This window comes from Rahnella sp. R3(2024), from assembly GCF_042920125.1.
GTDB classification, from domain to species: domain Bacteria; phylum Pseudomonadota; class Gammaproteobacteria; order Enterobacterales; family Enterobacteriaceae; genus Rahnella; species Rahnella rivi.
In genome coordinates this window covers 249214-266414 of record NZ_JBHGBU010000001.1, presented here as the reverse complement: position 1 = coordinate 266414, position 17201 = coordinate 249214, and the positions used below count along the sequence as shown (strand labels likewise).

Below are 17201 nucleotides of genomic sequence, written 5' to 3'. Positions count from 1 at the left end.
CTGCTTATTGTGTGTTTGTGATCTTATTGTTGGTTTTTTTAGCAGTTTCACTCTAAGCGCTGCGTAAGCGTTGCCACAATAATAATAATTGCAAGTTAGCGTTGCTTTTATTGTAATGCTCGTCTGCACACTTATGAGGCAACTCCATTATGCAAAGCGCTGAGATCCGTTATTTTCTCGCCGTCGCCAATACCGGTTCGCTGAGTGGCGCCAGCAAACAACTTTTTGTGGCGGTGTCGGCCATCAGCCGCCAGATCCAGCGCCTTGAGGAGCGGATCGGTGCGCCGCTGTTTGAGCGGCACGCGCGCGGAATGGTGCTTAACGACGCCGGCCAGATCCTGGAAAACCATGTGCGCAAAAGCATGATGGATATGGAACACGCCATTGCCGAAATTCAGGGGCTGAATGCGGTGCGGCGCACGGTGATCCGCATGGCCTGTACCGACGGTCTGGCGTTTGATTTGCTGCCGCAGCTTTTTTCACGTTTTCGCGTTATTAATCCGGGCGTGATGTTTTATCTGAATGTGGGAACGGCGGGGGACGTCTCGGAGATGATCCATAGCGGTGACGTGGATCTGGCATTACAGTTCAGCCTGGTGGCGGAGCGGGGTGTGGATATCATGGCGTCCTTTCCCGCACCGGTGCGCATGGTGATGCGCCAGAACCACCCACTGGCCGGAGGCGACCTGCAACTGACCGATCTGCATCCTTACCCGCTGGCCATGAACGAGCAGGGCAGCACCATCCGCCAGCTGTTTGATCTGTCCTGCCGGATGAGCGGCATTTTCCTTGAGCCCGCGGTCAGCTGTAACCGGTTTTCGACGCTGTACGATTTTATGGTGCAAACGCCGGGCGCGATCGTGGCGTGCAGCCATTTTTCCATCATGTACAAAGCCCGGCGCGACAACCTGCGGGTTAAATCCGTCAACATCGAACAACTCAGCCAGCGGACATTGCAGCTGCAAACGCCGGCAGGGAAAAAACACTCTGCCGCTGTGGGTCAGTTTATCGATTTTATCCGGGATGAAGTGGCACGTGAGAGCGAGGCGTTTATTCGTGATTTTAATGTCTGATTTGCGAGGCTGCGCGCAAAACCCTGGCGCCCTGCTGGCAGTAAGGCGTTTATAGTTATAGATATTTTATATATTAGTATGTTTACAAATAGCCTCAGATAATGCGCCAGCGCATGCCGGGAGGCGCCTGAACCGGCCAGAAACGGAGAGGCGCGTGCCGGAAATCTCATCTAATCTTAAGATCTTTACACTATTTAGGTTTATTCCAGCCCCGGAAAGCAGTAGTTTTTACACCTGCAGACTTGCACAATCTGATTGAAAGATAAGATAAATTTCAGTTACCCGGACAAAAGCCCTGATACCTATGACAATTTCTTCCCAATTCAAACGGACTTTCATTTACGCGCTGGGCGGTGGAGTAATGCTGCTGGCGCTTCCCGCCGCTCAGGCGGACACCGCCCCGGTAGCCCCTCAGGTCAATGCAAAATCCTGGGTGCTGATGGATTACAACAGCGGGAAGATCCTCGCACAGTCTAATCCTGACGCACGTCTCGACCCGGCAAGCCTGAGTAAAATCATGGTCAGTTATGTGGTCGGGCAGGCGATTAAATCCGGAAAAATCAAATCAGACGATCTGGTTTCCGTCGGTAACGATGCCTGGGCGACCGGTAATCCGGTGTTGCGCGGCTCTTCCCTGATGTTTCTGAAACCGGGTGACCGCGTGCCGGTTTCAGAACTGAATAAAGGCATTGTGATCCAGTCCGGTAACGACGCCAGCATCGCGCTGGCGGATTACGTGGCGGGCAGTCAGGATTCCTTCGTTAACCTGATGAACCGGTACGCCGAGCAGCTGAAACTGCAAAATACCCATTTCAAAACGGTGCACGGGCTGGATGCTGACGGGCAATACACGTCGGCCACCGACATGGCGCTGCTTTCGCAGGCGCTGATCCGGGATACGCCGGAAGAATATGCGCTGCATAAAGAAAAAGAATTCACCTTCAATCACATCAAGCAGATTAACCGTAACCGCCTGCTGTGGAGCACCAACCTGAACGTGGACGGTATCAAAACCGGTTACACCTCCGGCGCGGGCTATAATCTGGTGTCTTCGGCGAGTGACGCTAACGGGATGCGCCTGATTGCCGTGGTGATGGGCGCGCCGAGCGACCGTATCCGCTTCAATGAAAGTGAAAGCCTGCTGACCTGGGGGTTCCGTTTTTATGAAACGCTGACGCCGATCAAAGCCGGTGATGCCTTTACCAGCCAGCGCGTCTGGTTCGGTGATGAAAAAATGGTGCCGCTGGGCGTCGCGGAGAATGCGTCACTGACCATGCCGAAGGGCCAGCTGAAAAACCTGAAAGCCAGCTTCCACCTGACCACGCCTCAGCTCGAAGCGCCGCTGGCGAAAAACCAGGTGGTCGGAACGGTTGATTTCAGTCTGGACGGAAAAGTCATCGATCAGCACCCGCTGGTTGCTTTGCAGGAAGTGAAAGAAGGCGGTTTCTTCAGCCGCATCTGGGACTTCGTGATGATGAAAATCAGCGGACTGTACAGCAGCGTTTTCGGTAAGTAATGACCGTAGCGCAATAAAAAAGCGAGGCTCACGTGGCCTCGCTTTTTTTGTCCGTCGAACAGGATTTGTCTGTCAGCCGCGTACCCAGCCTTTGCGGATCGGGAAGGCAAAGCCGAAACGGTAAATTTTACACATCAGCGCGTTAATCTGCTCGCCGAACAGATTCCAGACCAGCTGTGAGAACAGGCAGCCGAGCATGCCGACCAGGAATCCACCGAGCATATCCAGCGGCCAGTGCACGCCCAGATACACCCGTGACCAGGCGATGCTGACCGCCGTGACCATCAGCAACGCGCCGGACCAGAGACGATGCCAGAACAGGAAGGCCAGCGCGAAGGTGAAGATCGCCGTCCCGTGATCGCTCGGGAAAGAGTCGTCAGGGGAGTGATGCAGGAAATTATAGCCAAACCCTTCAACAAACGGGCGCGCGTGCGGGAAGAGTTCAGACAGCGCCTTGGCCGTCGACATAGCGAACAACAGCGCAATGGCGGTTTTGCTGACCAGCTCACGTTGCTGACCGATATGCTCGCGATGCCCCCACAGCCACAAACCTATAATCAACAGAGGGACGATCATAATCAGATCATCCGCCAGAAATATTGCCAGTTTAATCAGTGCTTCCGGCGAAGCCGGCGTGGCGTTAATCCATAAAAAAAGCAGATGGTTCAACTGCTCCATAAACATACCCTCATCAAAAAAAGGCCAAAAAAGCCCTAAAAATGTGCCAGTAAATCACTGACAACACATCTAAAAGTGGGTTCCACGATAGTTTATGCTGCCGTGAAGATATAGGGGGGATCGTCTGAATATCAAACTCATTGACGTGCCGTATAGTTTCCCGATGCCGGTGATTCTATGAGCGGGAACTTAATGAAACCTTAAGCAGGCCGGAAACCCTGACAAACGTAAATGTTTTGCGTCATGGGAATGACTCCTATAAAAATACGCCTTATTGCCCGTCAATTTTCGCGTGAACCGCATACAGACAAGCAGATAAGGGAGAGTAACCTGATGGAGATCCGCCAGGCGGGTATTGAGGATTTAATCACCCTGCAGAAGCTGGGCAGGGAGACGTACCGCCACTATTTCGGCAGTTTGTGGCACAATAGCGACGAGCTGGAAGCCTTTCTGGTGCAGGATTTTGGCGATGAAGAGATGCTGGGCAGTTTAGACGACCCCGGCCACTGCTGGCTTATGGCGGTGGAAAAGGGCGTCGTTGCAGGTTTTGCGAAACTGCATTTCGATCAGCCGCTGGATCAGGCAGAAGGCCGGGGAGCGAAACTCTGCAAACTCTATTTCACCCCGGACAGCCGTTCGCGGGGACTCGGTAGCCAGCTTTTTGCCGCGGCAGAAGCCGCTGCCAGAGCGCACCGGCAGCCGGTATTGTGGCTGGATGTATTGCAAAGCAATCTGCCCGCTATCGGGTTTTATCAGCGTCAGGGGATGCATCAGGTGACGGAGAATACCTATGTGACCGCCACGCAAACCACCCGGTTGTGGATCATGAAAAAGGAAATCAATGATTAAGTTACGTCTCGGCGGTCTGTTCATCACTCTGGAAGCAGGGGAAGATATTCCCTATGCGCCGGAGTTTTGTGAGCATTACACCTACCTTATTCGTCCGGTGGAAGGCGTGTATGAAATTTTACGCTACGACGCTTATTCTGGCTGGCACAAACGTCCCGATCAGAATTTTGAAGACGGACATCAGGCTTTTGTATTTGCCTATCAGGCGTATGAAAAAGAATGGAATCAGACTGACGGACGTTTAGGCGGCAAAGATAAGCACCTCGTTCGTATTATGTAATCTCTGACAGGGCAGAAAGAGTCTAAAAAACCACCGGCAAGGTGGTTTTTTTAATTCCGTAACCCTGGCGTTGAAAGTGAATAATGATTATTTCACCGGTTCACTGTATTCATTTTGGTAAATTATTTTAGTTTGAATCGCAATAATAACGTTAAGGTCAGCCCCGGATCTATACAAAAACTTACACTTCTAATAAGTTGCCTGACAATACTTGTGGCAGATAATAATAATCTGATTAAGATAATTAGCATTTATTCCGCCAGGTGTTTGCAAAATGTAATAATAAAAAAGATAGGCTTATTTTGTTGTATATTACTGATAGTAAAGTGTTTTAATGGGTGGTTTGGAAAAGTCTTATATAAAATATGCACTCATATAACAGCCGATGTTAATAACATTGAGGTCAGTCGTTATATTTTTAAATCATTCCTAAACGGAATTTATTTCAAATATTTTCTGGTTGCAACGGAACTTATCCTCGTTTAATTTGACGTCCATCTGCTCAGGACCTGAAGAAGATATAAATCTTCACAGTAGCGAGTAATTAATACTGCCCGATGGCAAAAATTATAGTTTATAAATTAATCAAGGATATTGATGATGAAATTACGCGTACTTTCTCTGGTTGTTCCCGCTCTGATGATGGCCGGCACTGCAGGCGCTGCAGAGATTTATAATAAAGACGGCAACAAACTTGACCTCTACGGCAAAATTGATGGCCTGCACTATTTCTCCAGCGATAATGGCTCAGACGGTGACCAGTCTTATATGCGTTTTGGTCTGCGTGGTGAGACACAAATTAACAACGAACTGACCGGTTACGGCCAGTGGGAATATCAGGCTGCACTGAACAAAGCAGAAAGCGAAGATGCTAATAACTACACACGTGTCGGCTTCGCGGGTCTGAAATTCGCCGAGTTTGGTTCACTGGATTATGGCCGCAACTACGGCGTGATGTATGACGTCGCAGCATGGACTGACGTTCTGCCAGAATTCGGTGGCGATACCTACGGCGCAGACAACTTCATGTTCCAGCGTGCGAACGGTGTGCTGACTTACCGTAACCAGAACTTCTTCGGCCTGGTCGATGGCCTGGATGTTGCAGTGCAATATCAGGGTAAAAACGGCAGCGCGACTGAAACCAACAATGGCCGTGACGTACTGGCACAAAACGGCGACGGCTACGGCATGTCCGTGACCTATGATCTGGGCGAAGGCTTCAGTGCTGCTGCAGCAATGATGGCGTCAGACCGTACCAACGAACAAAATGGCCGTAACAACCCGGCGATCCTCGGTGACGGCGATAAAGCTACGGCTTACAGCGGCGGCCTGAAATACGATGCCAACAACGTTTACCTGGCAGCGATGTACACCCAGAGCTACAACGCCAACCGTTTCGGTAAAGCAGGCAGCACCGCTTACGGTTATGCAGACAAAGCGCAGAACTTCGAAGCCGTTGCACAGTACCAGTTTGATTTCGGTCTGCGTCCGTCCCTGGCATACGTGCAGTCTCACGCCAAAGACATCCAGGGTTATGGCAACCAGAACCTGACCAAATATGTTGATGTCGGCGCGTCTTACTTCTTCAACAAAAATATGCTCACTTACGTTGATTACAAAATCAACCTGATGGATGACACCCGCTTTACCCGCAACGCTGGCATCAACACCGATGACATTGTGGCGGTAGGTTTGGTTTATCAGTTCTGATAAACCCTTTTGCCCAGATTTAATTCGGGCCTGTTAGTCTGCTGTGTCTGATTCCCTTCCCGGTCGGGAAGGGTTTTTTGTTTTATGGCATTCAGCGTTTCTCTTAAGCGTTTAATTCCCGCGCGACCTGAGGCATCATGGCTTATCCTTTGATAAACCTGTCATTAGCCGAGGCCGCCATGACCGATCACGCGACACCCAATCTTCCTTCCCGTAACTTCGAACACACCCAACAATTCTACGGCAGTGTGGGTTTTACCACGACCTACGTCGATGACAGCTGGCTTATCATGGTTCGCGGCGGCATCACGCTGGAGTTTTTCCTGCATACCGATCTTGATCCACAAACCAGCTGGTTCAGTTGCTGCCTGCGTGTGGATAATGTCGATGAAATGTTTGCAGCCTTTAAGGCTGCCGGTATTGGCGAAGATCCTCATTCACGCCCGTGCGTTCATCTGCCAGAAACCCAGTCATGGGGCATGAAAATGGGCGTAATGATTGATATCGACGGTTCGCTTATCAGGGTGATCGAGAATTGAGAGGGGGCAACTCCCGCAGGAGACAAGCATGGTATTTGACTGGCACAGTGAGCCATTAACGCGTCAGACTCGCGTGAATGAGAGCTATAAGAACACCCAAAATGTCAGACGCTTTCTAAAAAAGGAATGCGGTGAGGATTTTACCTTTGATCGGGATTTCATGGCGTGGATCCGTAATGACACACCCAAAAGCCTGGGTGACGTGGCGGATGAATGGACGCGGCGACATGGTGAGCCAAAGAACGGCTGACGGAAAAAGATGAAATGCGGCATTTTTCAGGGCGAAGTTTTCCTGTCCCAGGGCAACGAAGCAGGGCGTTATCTGATGGTTAATGAATGATTTTAAAGGAGAAAAGAAAAAACCCATCAATCTTGAACCTAACGAGGCGGGATTGACGGGCTCTCCAAATTTGGGGACTTCAAAGAAAAGCAGTGGCACTAATTAAGACTGCTTCCCACTATAAAAGTTCGTTTCATGTGGCAAAATTTTAAAAAAATTATTGATTTTATTTTTCCACATTACGCATCAATAACTTACGTCACGCTCCCGGCCAGATGATGACAATCAGTGTCCCGGCCAGCGTCAGTAATACGTTAGCGATAGCATAGGTTCCGGCGTAACCCAGTGCAGGAATGTTGCTGCGGGCGGTGTCGCTGATGATTTCCATCGCAGGCGCGCAGGTTCGCGCCCCCATGATTGCGCCGAACAGCAAGGCGCGGTTCATGCGCAGAACATACGCACCAAAGATAAAGCAGATAATCACCGGTACCAGGCTGACGATCAGCCCCGAAACCAGCATCTGCCCGCCGATAGCCCCCAGACCGTTGTTGATGCCCGCGCCTGCGCTCAGGCCGACGCCTGCCATAAACACCATCAGGCCAAACTCTTTCACCATGTTCAGCGCACCCTGCGGGATGTAGCCGAAAGTCGGGTGGTTGGCGCGCAGGAAGCCGAGCAGGATCCCGGCGAACAGCAGACCTGCCGCGTTACCGATACCGAAGGTGAAGTTCTTAAACTGGAAAGTGATCAGGCCAATCATCAGGCCGACAATAAAGAATGCACAGAAGGCCAGCAAATCCGTGACCTGACTGTGTACCGAGATAAACCCGATGCGGTCTGCCACGCTCTTCACACGGCGCGCATCGCCGCTGACCTGCAACACGTCGCCCTTGTTAAGCACAATGCTGTCGTCGATCGGCATTTCTATCTGGCTGCGGATGACGCGGTTCAGGAAACAGCCCTGATCGGTCAGATTGAGCTGACTGAGGCGTTTACCGACCGCGTGGTTATTTTTCACCACCACTTCTTCAGTCACGATGCGCATATCCAGCAGATCGCGGTCGAAGACTTCTTTGCCGTTTCTGAAACTCGGATCGAGCCGGGAATGCGCGTCAGGGTAGCCGACCAGTGAGATTTCATCGCCGACCTGCAATACCGCGTCGCCGTCAGGTGTCGCCAAAATCCCGTTACGACGGATACGCTCGATGTAGCAACCGGTCTGGCGGTAGATCCCCAGTTCACGCAGATTTTTGCCATCCGCCCAGGCCACCAGCTCCTGCCCGACGCGATAGGCACGGATTACCGGTAAATACACTTTGCGTTTGCTGTCAGTATCCAGACCGCGTTCGCGGGCGATTTGCTGCGCGCTGGTCGGTAAATCCTGATGTTGCAGTTTTGGCAGATAACGTGCGCCGAAAATCAGGCTGACCAGCCCGATGAGATAGGTCAGTGCATAGCCAAGGCTCAGATTGTCGAGTTCCGGGCCGAGCATTTTGTTGCCGCCCATGGTATTGCGCAGCGTGTCTCCCGCACCCACCAGCACCGGCGTGGAGGTCATGGAGCCGGCGAGCATACCGGCGGTAAGGCCGATGTCCCAGCCAAACAACCGTCCAAGGCCGAGCGCAAGCAGCATCGCGGTGCCGACCATTACCAGCGCCAGCATGAAATAATTTTTGCCGTCGCGAAAGAAAATCGAAAAAAAGTTGGGTCCGGCTTCGACGCCCACGCAGAAAATAAACAGCATAAAACCAAGATTGAGCGCTTCGGTGTTAATGCTGAAATGCTGCTGGCCTAAAAGCAGGGAAACCACTAATACGCCAATAGAATTTCCCAGCTGAACGGAGCCCAGACGCACTTTTCCAAGGCACAGACCGAGCGCCAAAACTACAAATAATAACAGGATGTAATTCCCGTTTAACAAACTAGCGACGTTTATATTCACAAGGATAACTTATTGTTTACCAACAAATTCTTGATATGGGAGAATGTAAAGGATAAATTCAGAAAGAGAACATTCCTGCGTGTTTACTCCGCGTATGCACAGTGCAGACGACGGGGAAAAGCAGGGTTCGGGCGTCATTTTAATCATAGAACGTCTCTTCAGCCAGAGAAAAGCCCGGATAAAATGATGTAAACGCCTAATTTGTGTTACGCGGGATTGCGTGGCGCGTCAGGGAAGTGAGCCAGAAGGCTCTGTCAGGTAAAAACCGCATCAAATGCAATTCATCAAAGCCTGTGAAAACTCGCCAACTTTATGGAGGAAGTAAAATGGCACTTTGGCGCAAGGTCAGAGCCCCGGTTCTGTGTTGTCTCTGTTTTATCGTGATTTTTATTTCTTTAAAAAACAGCTGGATCGTGGTCAGAAACACCGGGCCTGGTCCTGAATACGGTCTGCTTTTATTTTTGCTGCCCGGCATGTTAACGGCAATGATCGCCAGGGAGTCGCCGATATTCTCGTCTTTTGTCGGCGGACTGACTTCTATACCTTTATGTTTTCTGCTGCGCTGGGCGTTCTTCCCCCGCATACGCCCGCCGGTGCAGGAGCTGGCTTATGCCACCAGCGCCATTTTCTGGTGCGTGCTGGGTGCGATGCTGATCCATTTGCTGATGACAGCTTACCGCCAGTTCAGACATTCCTGAACGGGCGATAAGTAAAAGCCAAAAGAAAAGGCGCTCAGTGAGCGCCTTTATGCTGTGTGTCATCTTATTTTTTTTGACTGACCGTCTGTTAACGCCGGATCAGTTGCTGAACAATGCCAGATGCTCTTTCGCATAAGCTTCGAAATCAGTGAAGCCGCCAATGTGTTGCTGGTCAAGGAAGATCTGTGGAACCGTTTCAACCGGTTTGCCAACAGTTTTTTCCAGGTCGGCTTTGGTGATGCCTTCTGCATGGATATCGATGTAGCGGAAGTTGAAATCATCACGTTCTTCAGTCAGTTTTTCAGCCAACTCTTTTGCACGGACACAATAAGGACAGCCAGGACGCCCGAAAATTACTGCAAACATGGAGACTCCTTTGTTTGATTTTAAAAATGAATGAAAAGGAAACGATTCGTTTTGTTAACTACATCACCTTTTTGATGTCGCTACTATGCCTGTTGCAAACCATAAAAAAAAGCAGGAATTACCTGTCAGTCCGATACCTTTGACCTATCCAAATGAACAGAAAGCCATTTTTTACGACAGCATATTGTTAAAGCAATTGATGCCGCCAGACTTGCAAAGGGCGTGCGCAGCATCAATCATTGAGCGCTGATGTATATTATTTTTCAGTCCAAGGATTTTTCATGACACCGACTATCGATCTCCTGCGTTCCCACCGTTCCATCCGTGCTTTTACCGATCAGCCTGTGTCAGATGAACAGCGTGAAGCCATCATTGCGGCGGCACAGGGTGCATCGACATCCAGCTTTTTGCAGTGCTCTTCAATTATTCGTATCACCGATCCGGTACTTCGTGAAAAGCTGGTGGATTATACCGGCGGTCAGAAATACGTTGCCAGCGCTGCTGAATTTTGGGTGTTCTGCGCTGATTTCAACCGTAACCAGCAAATCAATCCGCAGGCTGAGCTCGGCCTTGCCGAGCAATTGCTGCTGGGGTGTGTGGATACCGCGCTGATGGCGCAAAATGCGATGACGGCGGCTGAGTCACTTGGGCTGGGCGGCGTGTTTATCGGCGGCATTCGTAATCAGGTTGAAGACGTTGTGGCGCTGCTGAAATTGCCTAAATTTGTCATGCCGCTGTTTGGTTTTTGCATCGGTACTCCGGCGCAGGATCATCAGGTGAAGCCACGTATGCCGCAGTCTATGCTGGTGCATGAAAACAGCTATCAGCCGCTGAACAAAGAGGTGCTGGCGGAATATGACGAAGCGCTGAGTCAGTATTATTTGCAGCGTGACAGCAATGCACGCCGTGATACCTGGAGTGATTTGATCGTTCGTACCCTGAAAAAGGAACAGCGTCCGTTTATGCTGGACGCATTGCATAAGCAAGGTTGGGCAACGCGCTAAACGGCGACGGAGTGTCGGATGAAGATTGCTATTCTTTCCCGTGACGGGTCTTTGTATTCGTGCAAACGCCTGCGGGAAGCTGCGCAGAGCAGGGGGCATGAGATCGACATCATCGATCCTTTGTCTTGTTATATGAACATTAATCCCGCCGCGCCCAGTGTGCATTATCGCGGACGGCAGCTCGATATTTACCAGGCCGTGATCCCGCGCATCGGCTCGGCGATCACGTTCTACGGCACCGCCGTGCTGCGCCAGTTTGAAATGCTCGGCAGTTTTCCGCTCAATGAATCGGTGGCGATCACCCGGGCGCGCGACAAATTGCGCTCAATGCAGATCCTCGCGCGCGAAGGCATTGATCTGCCGATTACCGGCTTTGCCAATGCGCCGGACGACACCTCAGATCTCATCGCGCTGGTCGGCGGCGCGCCGCTGGTGGTGAAACTGGTGGAAGGCACGCAGGGGATCGGCGTGGTGCTGGCGGAAACCCGTCAGGCAGCAGAAAGCGTGATTGACGCGTTTCGCGGGCTGAATGCGCATATTCTGGTGCAGGAATATATCCGCGAAGCAGAAGGGCGGGACATTCGTTGTCTGGTCGTAGGAAAGCGCGTGGTTGCGGCCATTGAGCGTCAGGCCAAACCGGGTGATTTCCGTTCCAATCTTCATCGCGGCGGCACGGCGAAAAAAGTCAAAATTACCCCGCAGGAGAAAGACATTGCGGTGAAAGCCGCGCAGACGCTGGGGCTGGATATCGCAGGGGTGGATATTCTGCGGGCACATCGCGGGCCGCTGGTGATGGAAGTCAACGCATCACCGGGGCTGGAAGGTATCGAGACGACCACCGGTCTGGACATCGCCGGGATGATGATCGATTACATCGAACAGCGTGCGAAACCGGGTTTTCGCTTAAAATCCGGCGGCTAATTCTCAATTGATCGGCCTAATGTTGATCAAGGCGGTTTTGATCGTAGCGCTGGCCGGCATAATTCCGTAAGCTATCGCCCCTTCGTAAGGCCCTGCGCATTACGGAAGGGGTTATTTTCGTTGTTGAACTCGTGAGGCATTCTATGGATTCGCTCATCGTCCCTGATTTAGCGCTGTTGCGGCGCTGGCTTGATCAGCTGGGCATTTCTTTTTTCGAGTGTGATTCCTGTCAGGCTCTCCATCTGCCGCATATGCAGAATTTCGATGGCATTTTTGATGCCAAGCTCGACATTGTGGACAACGTGATTTTGTTCTCGGCGCTGGCCGAAGTGAAGCCGACGGCGCTGATCCCGCTGGTGGCTGATTTAAGCTCGATCAATGCCAGCTCGCTGACCATCAAAGCCTTCGTGGATATTCAGGACGATAATTTACCGAAGCTGATTGTTTGTCAGTCGCTGACTATCGCAGTAGGCGTGACCCATGAGCAGTTCTCCTTCTTCCTGCAACAGGCAGAAGAGCAGATGTCGATGATCATTCTCGAAGCTCATGCCAATGACTTGCTGTTTATCGGTGATGAAGAAGAAGACGGCGCACCTGCCACGTCGGTCAATCTGCCGTTACTGCACTGATCCCTTTTTTAATTTTTTCTCTCCTTTAAAGATCCTTTCCTGCGAGCCGTAACAACCACGGCTCCGCTGCCTTTATTCGCTTTCGCGATAAGTTATGCTGCTGTTTACCCGATGTTGCCCTATATTTCACTTTGTTAATGGCTAAAATGCCAGACGCTGTACATCAAATTTGCATAATTAATCGATAAACGCCGGTTTTGTCTCAGGAGGCTGGTACACGCGGGTTGCAGGCGCTATGCTTCTGACTCTGCATCAAGCGTGATTACGTCGTAAAACCAAACGGTTAATTCGCAGGCAGCGTATTCGCCAACATTGAATGCCTATGCATATTTTCGTGCCCGGCAGTTGGCTTGGTAGTGAAGGGTTTTGTATCCATTTCAGTGATGCAAATTCAATGACATATTCCCCTGGCTTGGAGGTAGTAACGGATGTTCACCCTGCGTAAAAAGTGGTTATCGGGTGTTGTCGCCGGTCTGGTAATGGCCGCGTCCGTCACAGCGTCTGCGGAAGAGAAAACGCTGCATATCTATAACTGGTCCGATTATATCGCGCCAAACACCGTGCCTGATTTCCAGAAGGAAACCGGCATTAAAGTGGTTTACGACGTGTTTGATTCCAACGAAGTGCTGGAAGGCAAACTGATGGCAGGCAGCACCGGTTTTGATTTAGTGGTGCCTTCAGCCAGTTTCCTTGAGCGCCAGCTGACGGCGGGCGTGTTCCAGCCGCTGGATAAAAGCAAACTGCCTAACTATAAAAACCTCGATCCAGACTTGTTGAAAATGGTCGCGCAACACGATCCGGGTAACAAGTACGCGATTCCTTACCTGTGGGCGACCACCGGTATCGGTTATAACGTCGAAAAAGTAAAAGCGGTGCTGGGTAAAGATGCGCCGGTGGACAGCTGGGATCTGGTGCTCAAACCAGAAAACTTAGAGAAGCTGAAAAGCTGCGGTGTCTCCTTCTTAGACGCCCCGGCAGAAATTTATGCCACGGTGCTCAATTACCTGCATCTGGATCCGAACAGCACCAAAGCCTCTGATTACACCGGTGCGGCGAACGATCTGTTGCTGAAATTGCGTCCTAACATCCGTTATTTCCACTCTTCTCAATACATTAACGATCTGGCGAACGGCGACATTTGTGTGGCGATTGGCTGGGCTGGCGATGTGATGCAGGCGTCTAACCGCGCGAAAGAGGCTAAAAATGGCGTGAACGTGGCGTACAGCATTCCGAAAGAGGGGGCGCTGGCCTTCTTTGACGTGTTTGCAATCCCTGCGGATGCGAAAAATCTCGATGAAGCCTATCAGTTCCTCAACTACCTGATGGAGCCGAAAGTCATCGCGCAAATCAGTAACACCGTGTATTACGCGAGTGGCAACAAAGCGGCCACGCCGCTGGTCAACGAAGATGTGCGTAATAACCCAGGCATTTATCCGCCAGCGGATGTGCAGGCCAAACTCTTCAGCCTGAAAGTTCAGGATCCGAAGATTGACCGCGTGATCACAAGATCATGGACAAAGGTTAAGACGGGCAAATAATACCGTTTAAAAGTCAGGAAGACTTCTCAGCGGCTCCGCCTGTTCATGGCGGGGCCGCTGACGTTTTGCTTCCGGCCCTAGTTTGGGCATAGCGGTCAGGCACTTTTTCCCCTGACTGTTATGCTTATTTGAATCTGCTTTATCCTGATACCGGAGATTTCTCTGAGTGAACGACGCTATTCCCCGCCCGCAGCCTAAGTCCCAGAAAGGTTTCACGCCTTTACTGGAGATCCGCAATTTAACCAAGTCTTTTGACGGCCAGGCCGCTGTGGATGATGTCAGTCTGACCATCTATAAAGGCGAGATTTTTGCTCTGCTGGGCGCTTCCGGCTGTGGCAAATCGACGCTGCTGCGCATGCTGGCCGGTTTCGAGCAGCCGACGCAGGGTCAGATTGTCCTGGATGGCGTGGATCTCTCGCAGGTGCCGCCTTATCAGCGACCGATCAACATGATGTTCCAGTCGTACGCATTGTTCCCGCACATGACCGTGGAACAAAACATTGCGTTCGGGCTCAAGCAGGACAAATTACCCTCGGCGGAAATCAAAAGCCGTGTGGCAGAAATGCTGACGCTGGTGCACATGCAGGAATTCGCCAAACGTAAGCCGCATCAGCTTTCCGGCGGTCAGCGTCAGCGCGTGGCACTGGCCCGCAGCCTGGCGAAGCGTCCGAAATTATTACTGCTCGATGAACCGATGGGCGCGCTGGATAAAAAATTGCGCGACCGGATGCAGCTGGAAGTGGTGGATATTCTTGAGCGCGTGGGCGCGACCTGCGTCATGGTCACGCACGATCAGGAAGAAGCCATGACCATGGCCGGGCGAATCGCCATCATGAACCGCGGTAAGTTCGTGCAAATCGGCGAGCCGGAAGAGATTTATGAGCACCCGACCAGCCGTTTCAGCGCGGAGTTTATCGGCTCGGTCAACGTGTTCGAAGGCGTACTGAAAGAGCGTCTGGACGATGCGTTGATCCTGACCTCTCCGGGGTTGGTGCATCCGCTGAAAGTGGACGTGGATGTGTCGGTGACCGACGGTGTGCCGGTGTATGTGGCGCTGCGTCCTGAAAAAATCATGCTCTGTGAAGAGGTGCCGGAAGATGGCAGCAACTTTGCGGTCGGCGAAGTGGTGAACATCGCGTATCTGGGGGATCTGTCGATTTATCACGTCAGATTACACAGCGGACAGATGATTACCGCGCAGTTGCAGAACGGCCACCGTTTCCGCAAAGGCATGCCAACCTGGGGCGATGAAGTGCGCCTGTGCTGGGAAGCCGACAGCTGCGTCGTGCTGACCGTTTAAGAGGGGCTGAATATGTCTGTAATCTCTGAACAACCGGTCAGTAAACCTCCGGGTGGCTTTAACGCGCTGATGGGCCGTCTGCAACAGCGTCATGGCCGCAAGCTGGTGATCCTGCTGCCGCTGGTGTGGTTCCTGCTGCTGTTTTTACTGCCGTTTCTGATTGTCTTTAAAATCAGTTTTGCCGAAATGGCGCGCGCCATTCCGCCGTATACCGATCTGGTGACCTTTTCGGACGGTATGCTGGATATCGCGCTCAACATCGGCAATTACATTTCGCTTACCGACGATCCGCTGTATATCGAAGCTTATCTGCAATCCATTCAGGTCGCGGCGGTGTCCACGGCGCTATGTCTGGTGATTGGTTACCCGCTGGCGTGGGCGGTGGCGCACAGTAAAGTCTCGACGCGCAACATTCTGCTGTTGCTGGTGATCCTGCCCTCATGGACGTCGTTCCTGATCCGCGTGTATGCCTGGATGGGCATTCTCAAAGACAACGGCGTGCTGAACAATGTGCTGATGTGGCTGCACGTTATCGATCAGCCGCTGGTGATCCTGCACACCAATCTGGCGGTGTACATCGGCATTGTGTATTCCTATCTGCCGTTTATGGTGTTGCCGATATACACGGCGCTGACCCGCATGGATTACTCGCTGGTGGAAGCGTCGCTGGATCTGGGGGCGCGTCCGCTGAAAACCTTCTTTAAAGTGATCATGCCGCTGACCAAGGGCGGGATTATTGCCGGTTCGATGTTGGTGTTTATCCCGGCGGTCGGTGAGTACGTGATCCCTGAACTGCTTGGCGGGCCGGACAGCATCATGATCGGCCGCATTTTGTGGCAGGAATTCTTTAATAACCGCGACTGGCCGGTGGCCTCTGCGGTGGCGGTGATCATGCTGTTACTGCTGATCATGCCGATCCTGTGGTTCCACAAATATCAAAACAAAGAGCTGGGAGACAAAGAATGAATAAGTTACCGGTTGTCCGTTCGCCGTGGCGAATTCTTATTCTGATCATCGGCTTTACGTTTTTGTACGCACCGATGCTGATGCTGGTTATTTACTCGTTCAACAGCTCCAAGCTCGTGACGGTCTGGGCGGGCTGGTCTACCCGCTGGTATACTCAGCTTTTCCATGACACCGCGATGATCAACGCCGTGGGCATGAGCCTGACGATTGCCACGGCAGCGGCCACGATGGCGGTGATTGTCGGCACACTGGCGGCGGTGGTGATGGTGCGTTTCAGGCGTTTTCGCGGTTCGACCGGCTTTGCTTTTATGCTGACCGCACCGCTGGTTATGCCGGATGTGATCACCGGGCTGGCGCTGCTGCTGCTGTTTGTGGCGATGGGGCACGCCTTTGGCTGGCCCGCCGAGCGCGGCATGTTCACCATCTGGCTGGCGCACGTGACGTTTTGTAGCGCTTACGTCGCCGTGGTGGTGTCTGCGCGCTTGCGCGAGCTGGACCGCTCAATCGAAGAAGCCGCGATGGATTTAGGGGCAACGCCGCTGAAGGTGTTTTTCATCATCACCTTGCCGATGATCCTTCCGGCGCTGATTTCCGGCTGGCTGCTGGCGTTTACGCTGTCGCTCGACGATCTGGTGATCGCCAGTTTCGTCGCCGGGCCGGGCGCGACCACCTTGCCGATGCTGGTCTTTGCCAGCGTGCGCATGGGCGTCAACCCTGAAATCAACGCACTGGCGACGCTGATCCTGCTGGTGGTTGGCATCATCGGCATGATTGCCTGGTGGTTTATGTCGCGGGCTGAAAAGCAGAGAGTGAAGGAGATCCAGCGCGCTGCACGAGGTTAACGCCTTGACGCAACACCCATGATTCAGGGGATTAGCAGTTGAATACCATAAGAAAAGGAAACAACAAGGA

General features: G+C 52.1%; 18 protein-coding genes. 15 read left to right on the top strand and 3 right to left on the bottom strand.

From position 1 onward, the window contains the following. The first annotated feature begins 149 nt into the window (after positions 1 to 149). The gene (locus ABSH60_RS01165; protein WP_056769786.1) at positions 150 to 1073 is read left to right on the top strand and encodes a LysR family transcriptional regulator; all 924 of its coding nucleotides are present in this window, start codon (positions 150 to 152) and stop codon (positions 1071 to 1073) included. Between the two features lie 304 nt (positions 1074 to 1377). Beyond that, complete coding sequence (locus ABSH60_RS01160) at positions 1378 to 2589, top strand: serine hydrolase (protein WP_056769787.1); 1212 nt, start codon at positions 1378 to 1380, stop codon at positions 2587 to 2589. A 72-nt stretch (positions 2590 to 2661) separates the two neighbouring features. Here the strand turns inward: ABSH60_RS01160 and ybjG are convergent, their stop codons facing one another. Continuing rightward, positions 2662 to 3267, bottom strand: coding sequence for an undecaprenyl-diphosphate phosphatase (gene ybjG / locus ABSH60_RS01155; protein ID WP_056769790.1), 606 nt, complete (start codon positions 3265 to 3267; stop codon positions 2662 to 2664). A 333-nt stretch (positions 3268 to 3600) separates the two neighbouring features. Between ybjG and ABSH60_RS01150 the strand changes: the two genes are divergently transcribed. The 5 genes from ABSH60_RS01150 to ABSH60_RS01130 all read left to right on the top strand — a co-directional run bounded on the left by ABSH60_RS01150 (position 3601) and on the right by ABSH60_RS01130 (position 6895). Next, positions 3601 to 4116 carry a GNAT family N-acetyltransferase gene (locus ABSH60_RS01150; RefSeq protein WP_390972342.1) on the top strand — a complete coding sequence of 172 codons (516 nt, stop codon included), beginning with the start codon at positions 3601 to 3603 and terminating at the stop codon, positions 4114 to 4116. Then, positions 4109 to 4396: a hypothetical protein gene (locus ABSH60_RS01145; protein WP_056769791.1), complete on the top strand. Its 288-nt coding sequence runs from the start codon at positions 4109 to 4111 to the stop codon at positions 4394 to 4396. Before ABSH60_RS01150 ends, ABSH60_RS01145 begins: the two co-directional genes overlap by 8 nt. Positions 4397 to 4996: 600 nt before the next feature. Next, on the top strand, positions 4997 to 6106 hold the full coding sequence (ompC, locus tag ABSH60_RS01140) for a porin OmpC (RefSeq protein ID WP_122095019.1): 1110 nt from the start codon (positions 4997 to 4999) through the stop codon (positions 6104 to 6106). 137 nt (positions 6107 to 6243) lie between these two features. Beyond that, positions 6244 to 6645, top strand: a complete 402-nt coding sequence (locus tag ABSH60_RS01135) for a bleomycin resistance protein (protein ID WP_238485149.1) — start codon at positions 6244 to 6246, stop codon at positions 6643 to 6645. Positions 6646 to 6673: 28 nt separating this feature from the next. Then, complete coding sequence (locus ABSH60_RS01130; protein WP_217203888.1) at positions 6674 to 6895, top strand: DUF6434 domain-containing protein; 222 nt, start codon at positions 6674 to 6676, stop codon at positions 6893 to 6895. A gap of 289 nt (positions 6896 to 7184) precedes the next feature. On the opposite strand, the gene ABSH60_RS01125 is transcribed toward ABSH60_RS01130, so the two are convergent. Beyond that, a complete protein-coding gene (locus ABSH60_RS01125; protein ID WP_056769816.1) occupies positions 7185 to 8867 on the bottom strand; it encodes an aspartate:alanine antiporter in 1683 nt (560 codons plus the stop codon). A 326-nt stretch (positions 8868 to 9193) separates the two neighbouring features. Between ABSH60_RS01125 and ybjM the strand changes: the two genes are divergently transcribed. Then, entirely contained in the window at positions 9194 to 9565 is a 372-nt protein-coding gene (gene ybjM, locus ABSH60_RS01120; RefSeq protein WP_056769819.1) for an inner membrane protein YbjM, read from the top strand. Between the two features lie 99 nt (positions 9566 to 9664). On the opposite strand, the gene ABSH60_RS01115 is transcribed toward ybjM, so the two are convergent. Further along, complete coding sequence (locus ABSH60_RS01115) at positions 9665 to 9931, bottom strand: GrxA family glutaredoxin (RefSeq protein ID WP_056769821.1); 267 nt, start codon at positions 9929 to 9931, stop codon at positions 9665 to 9667. Positions 9932 to 10212: 281 nt separating this feature from the next. Between ABSH60_RS01115 and nfsA the strand changes: the two genes are divergently transcribed. The 7 genes from nfsA (at position 10213) to potI (ending at position 17131) form a co-directional block, all read left to right on the top strand. Next, complete coding sequence (gene nfsA / locus ABSH60_RS01110) at positions 10213 to 10935, top strand: oxygen-insensitive NADPH nitroreductase (protein ID WP_390972338.1); 723 nt, start codon at positions 10213 to 10215, stop codon at positions 10933 to 10935. A gap of 18 nt (positions 10936 to 10953) precedes the next feature. After that, complete coding sequence (gene rimK, locus ABSH60_RS01105; protein ID WP_390972336.1) at positions 10954 to 11856, top strand: 30S ribosomal protein S6--L-glutamate ligase; 903 nt, start codon at positions 10954 to 10956, stop codon at positions 11854 to 11856. A 143-nt stretch (positions 11857 to 11999) separates the two neighbouring features. Further along, complete coding sequence (locus tag ABSH60_RS01100) at positions 12000 to 12485, top strand: YbjN domain-containing protein (RefSeq protein ID WP_056769832.1); 486 nt, start codon at positions 12000 to 12002, stop codon at positions 12483 to 12485. Between the two features lie 428 nt (positions 12486 to 12913). Next, complete coding sequence (gene potF, locus ABSH60_RS01095; RefSeq protein ID WP_122095037.1) at positions 12914 to 14023, top strand: spermidine/putrescine ABC transporter substrate-binding protein PotF; 1110 nt, start codon at positions 12914 to 12916, stop codon at positions 14021 to 14023. A gap of 166 nt (positions 14024 to 14189) precedes the next feature. Beyond that, entirely contained in the window at positions 14190 to 15323 is a 1134-nt protein-coding gene (gene potG, locus ABSH60_RS01090; RefSeq protein ID WP_056769838.1) for a putrescine ABC transporter ATP-binding subunit PotG, read from the top strand. A 12-nt stretch (positions 15324 to 15335) separates the two neighbouring features. Beyond that, a complete protein-coding gene (potH, locus tag ABSH60_RS01085; RefSeq protein WP_056769840.1) occupies positions 15336 to 16289 on the top strand; it encodes a putrescine ABC transporter permease PotH in 954 nt (317 codons plus the stop codon). Next, positions 16286 to 17131 (top strand): putrescine ABC transporter permease PotI, encoded by an 846-nt coding sequence (gene potI / locus ABSH60_RS01080; protein WP_056769843.1) that lies wholly within the window; start codon positions 16286 to 16288, stop codon positions 17129 to 17131. Before potH ends, potI begins: the two co-directional genes overlap by 4 nt. The last annotated feature ends 70 nt before the right edge of the window (positions 17132 to 17201 follow it).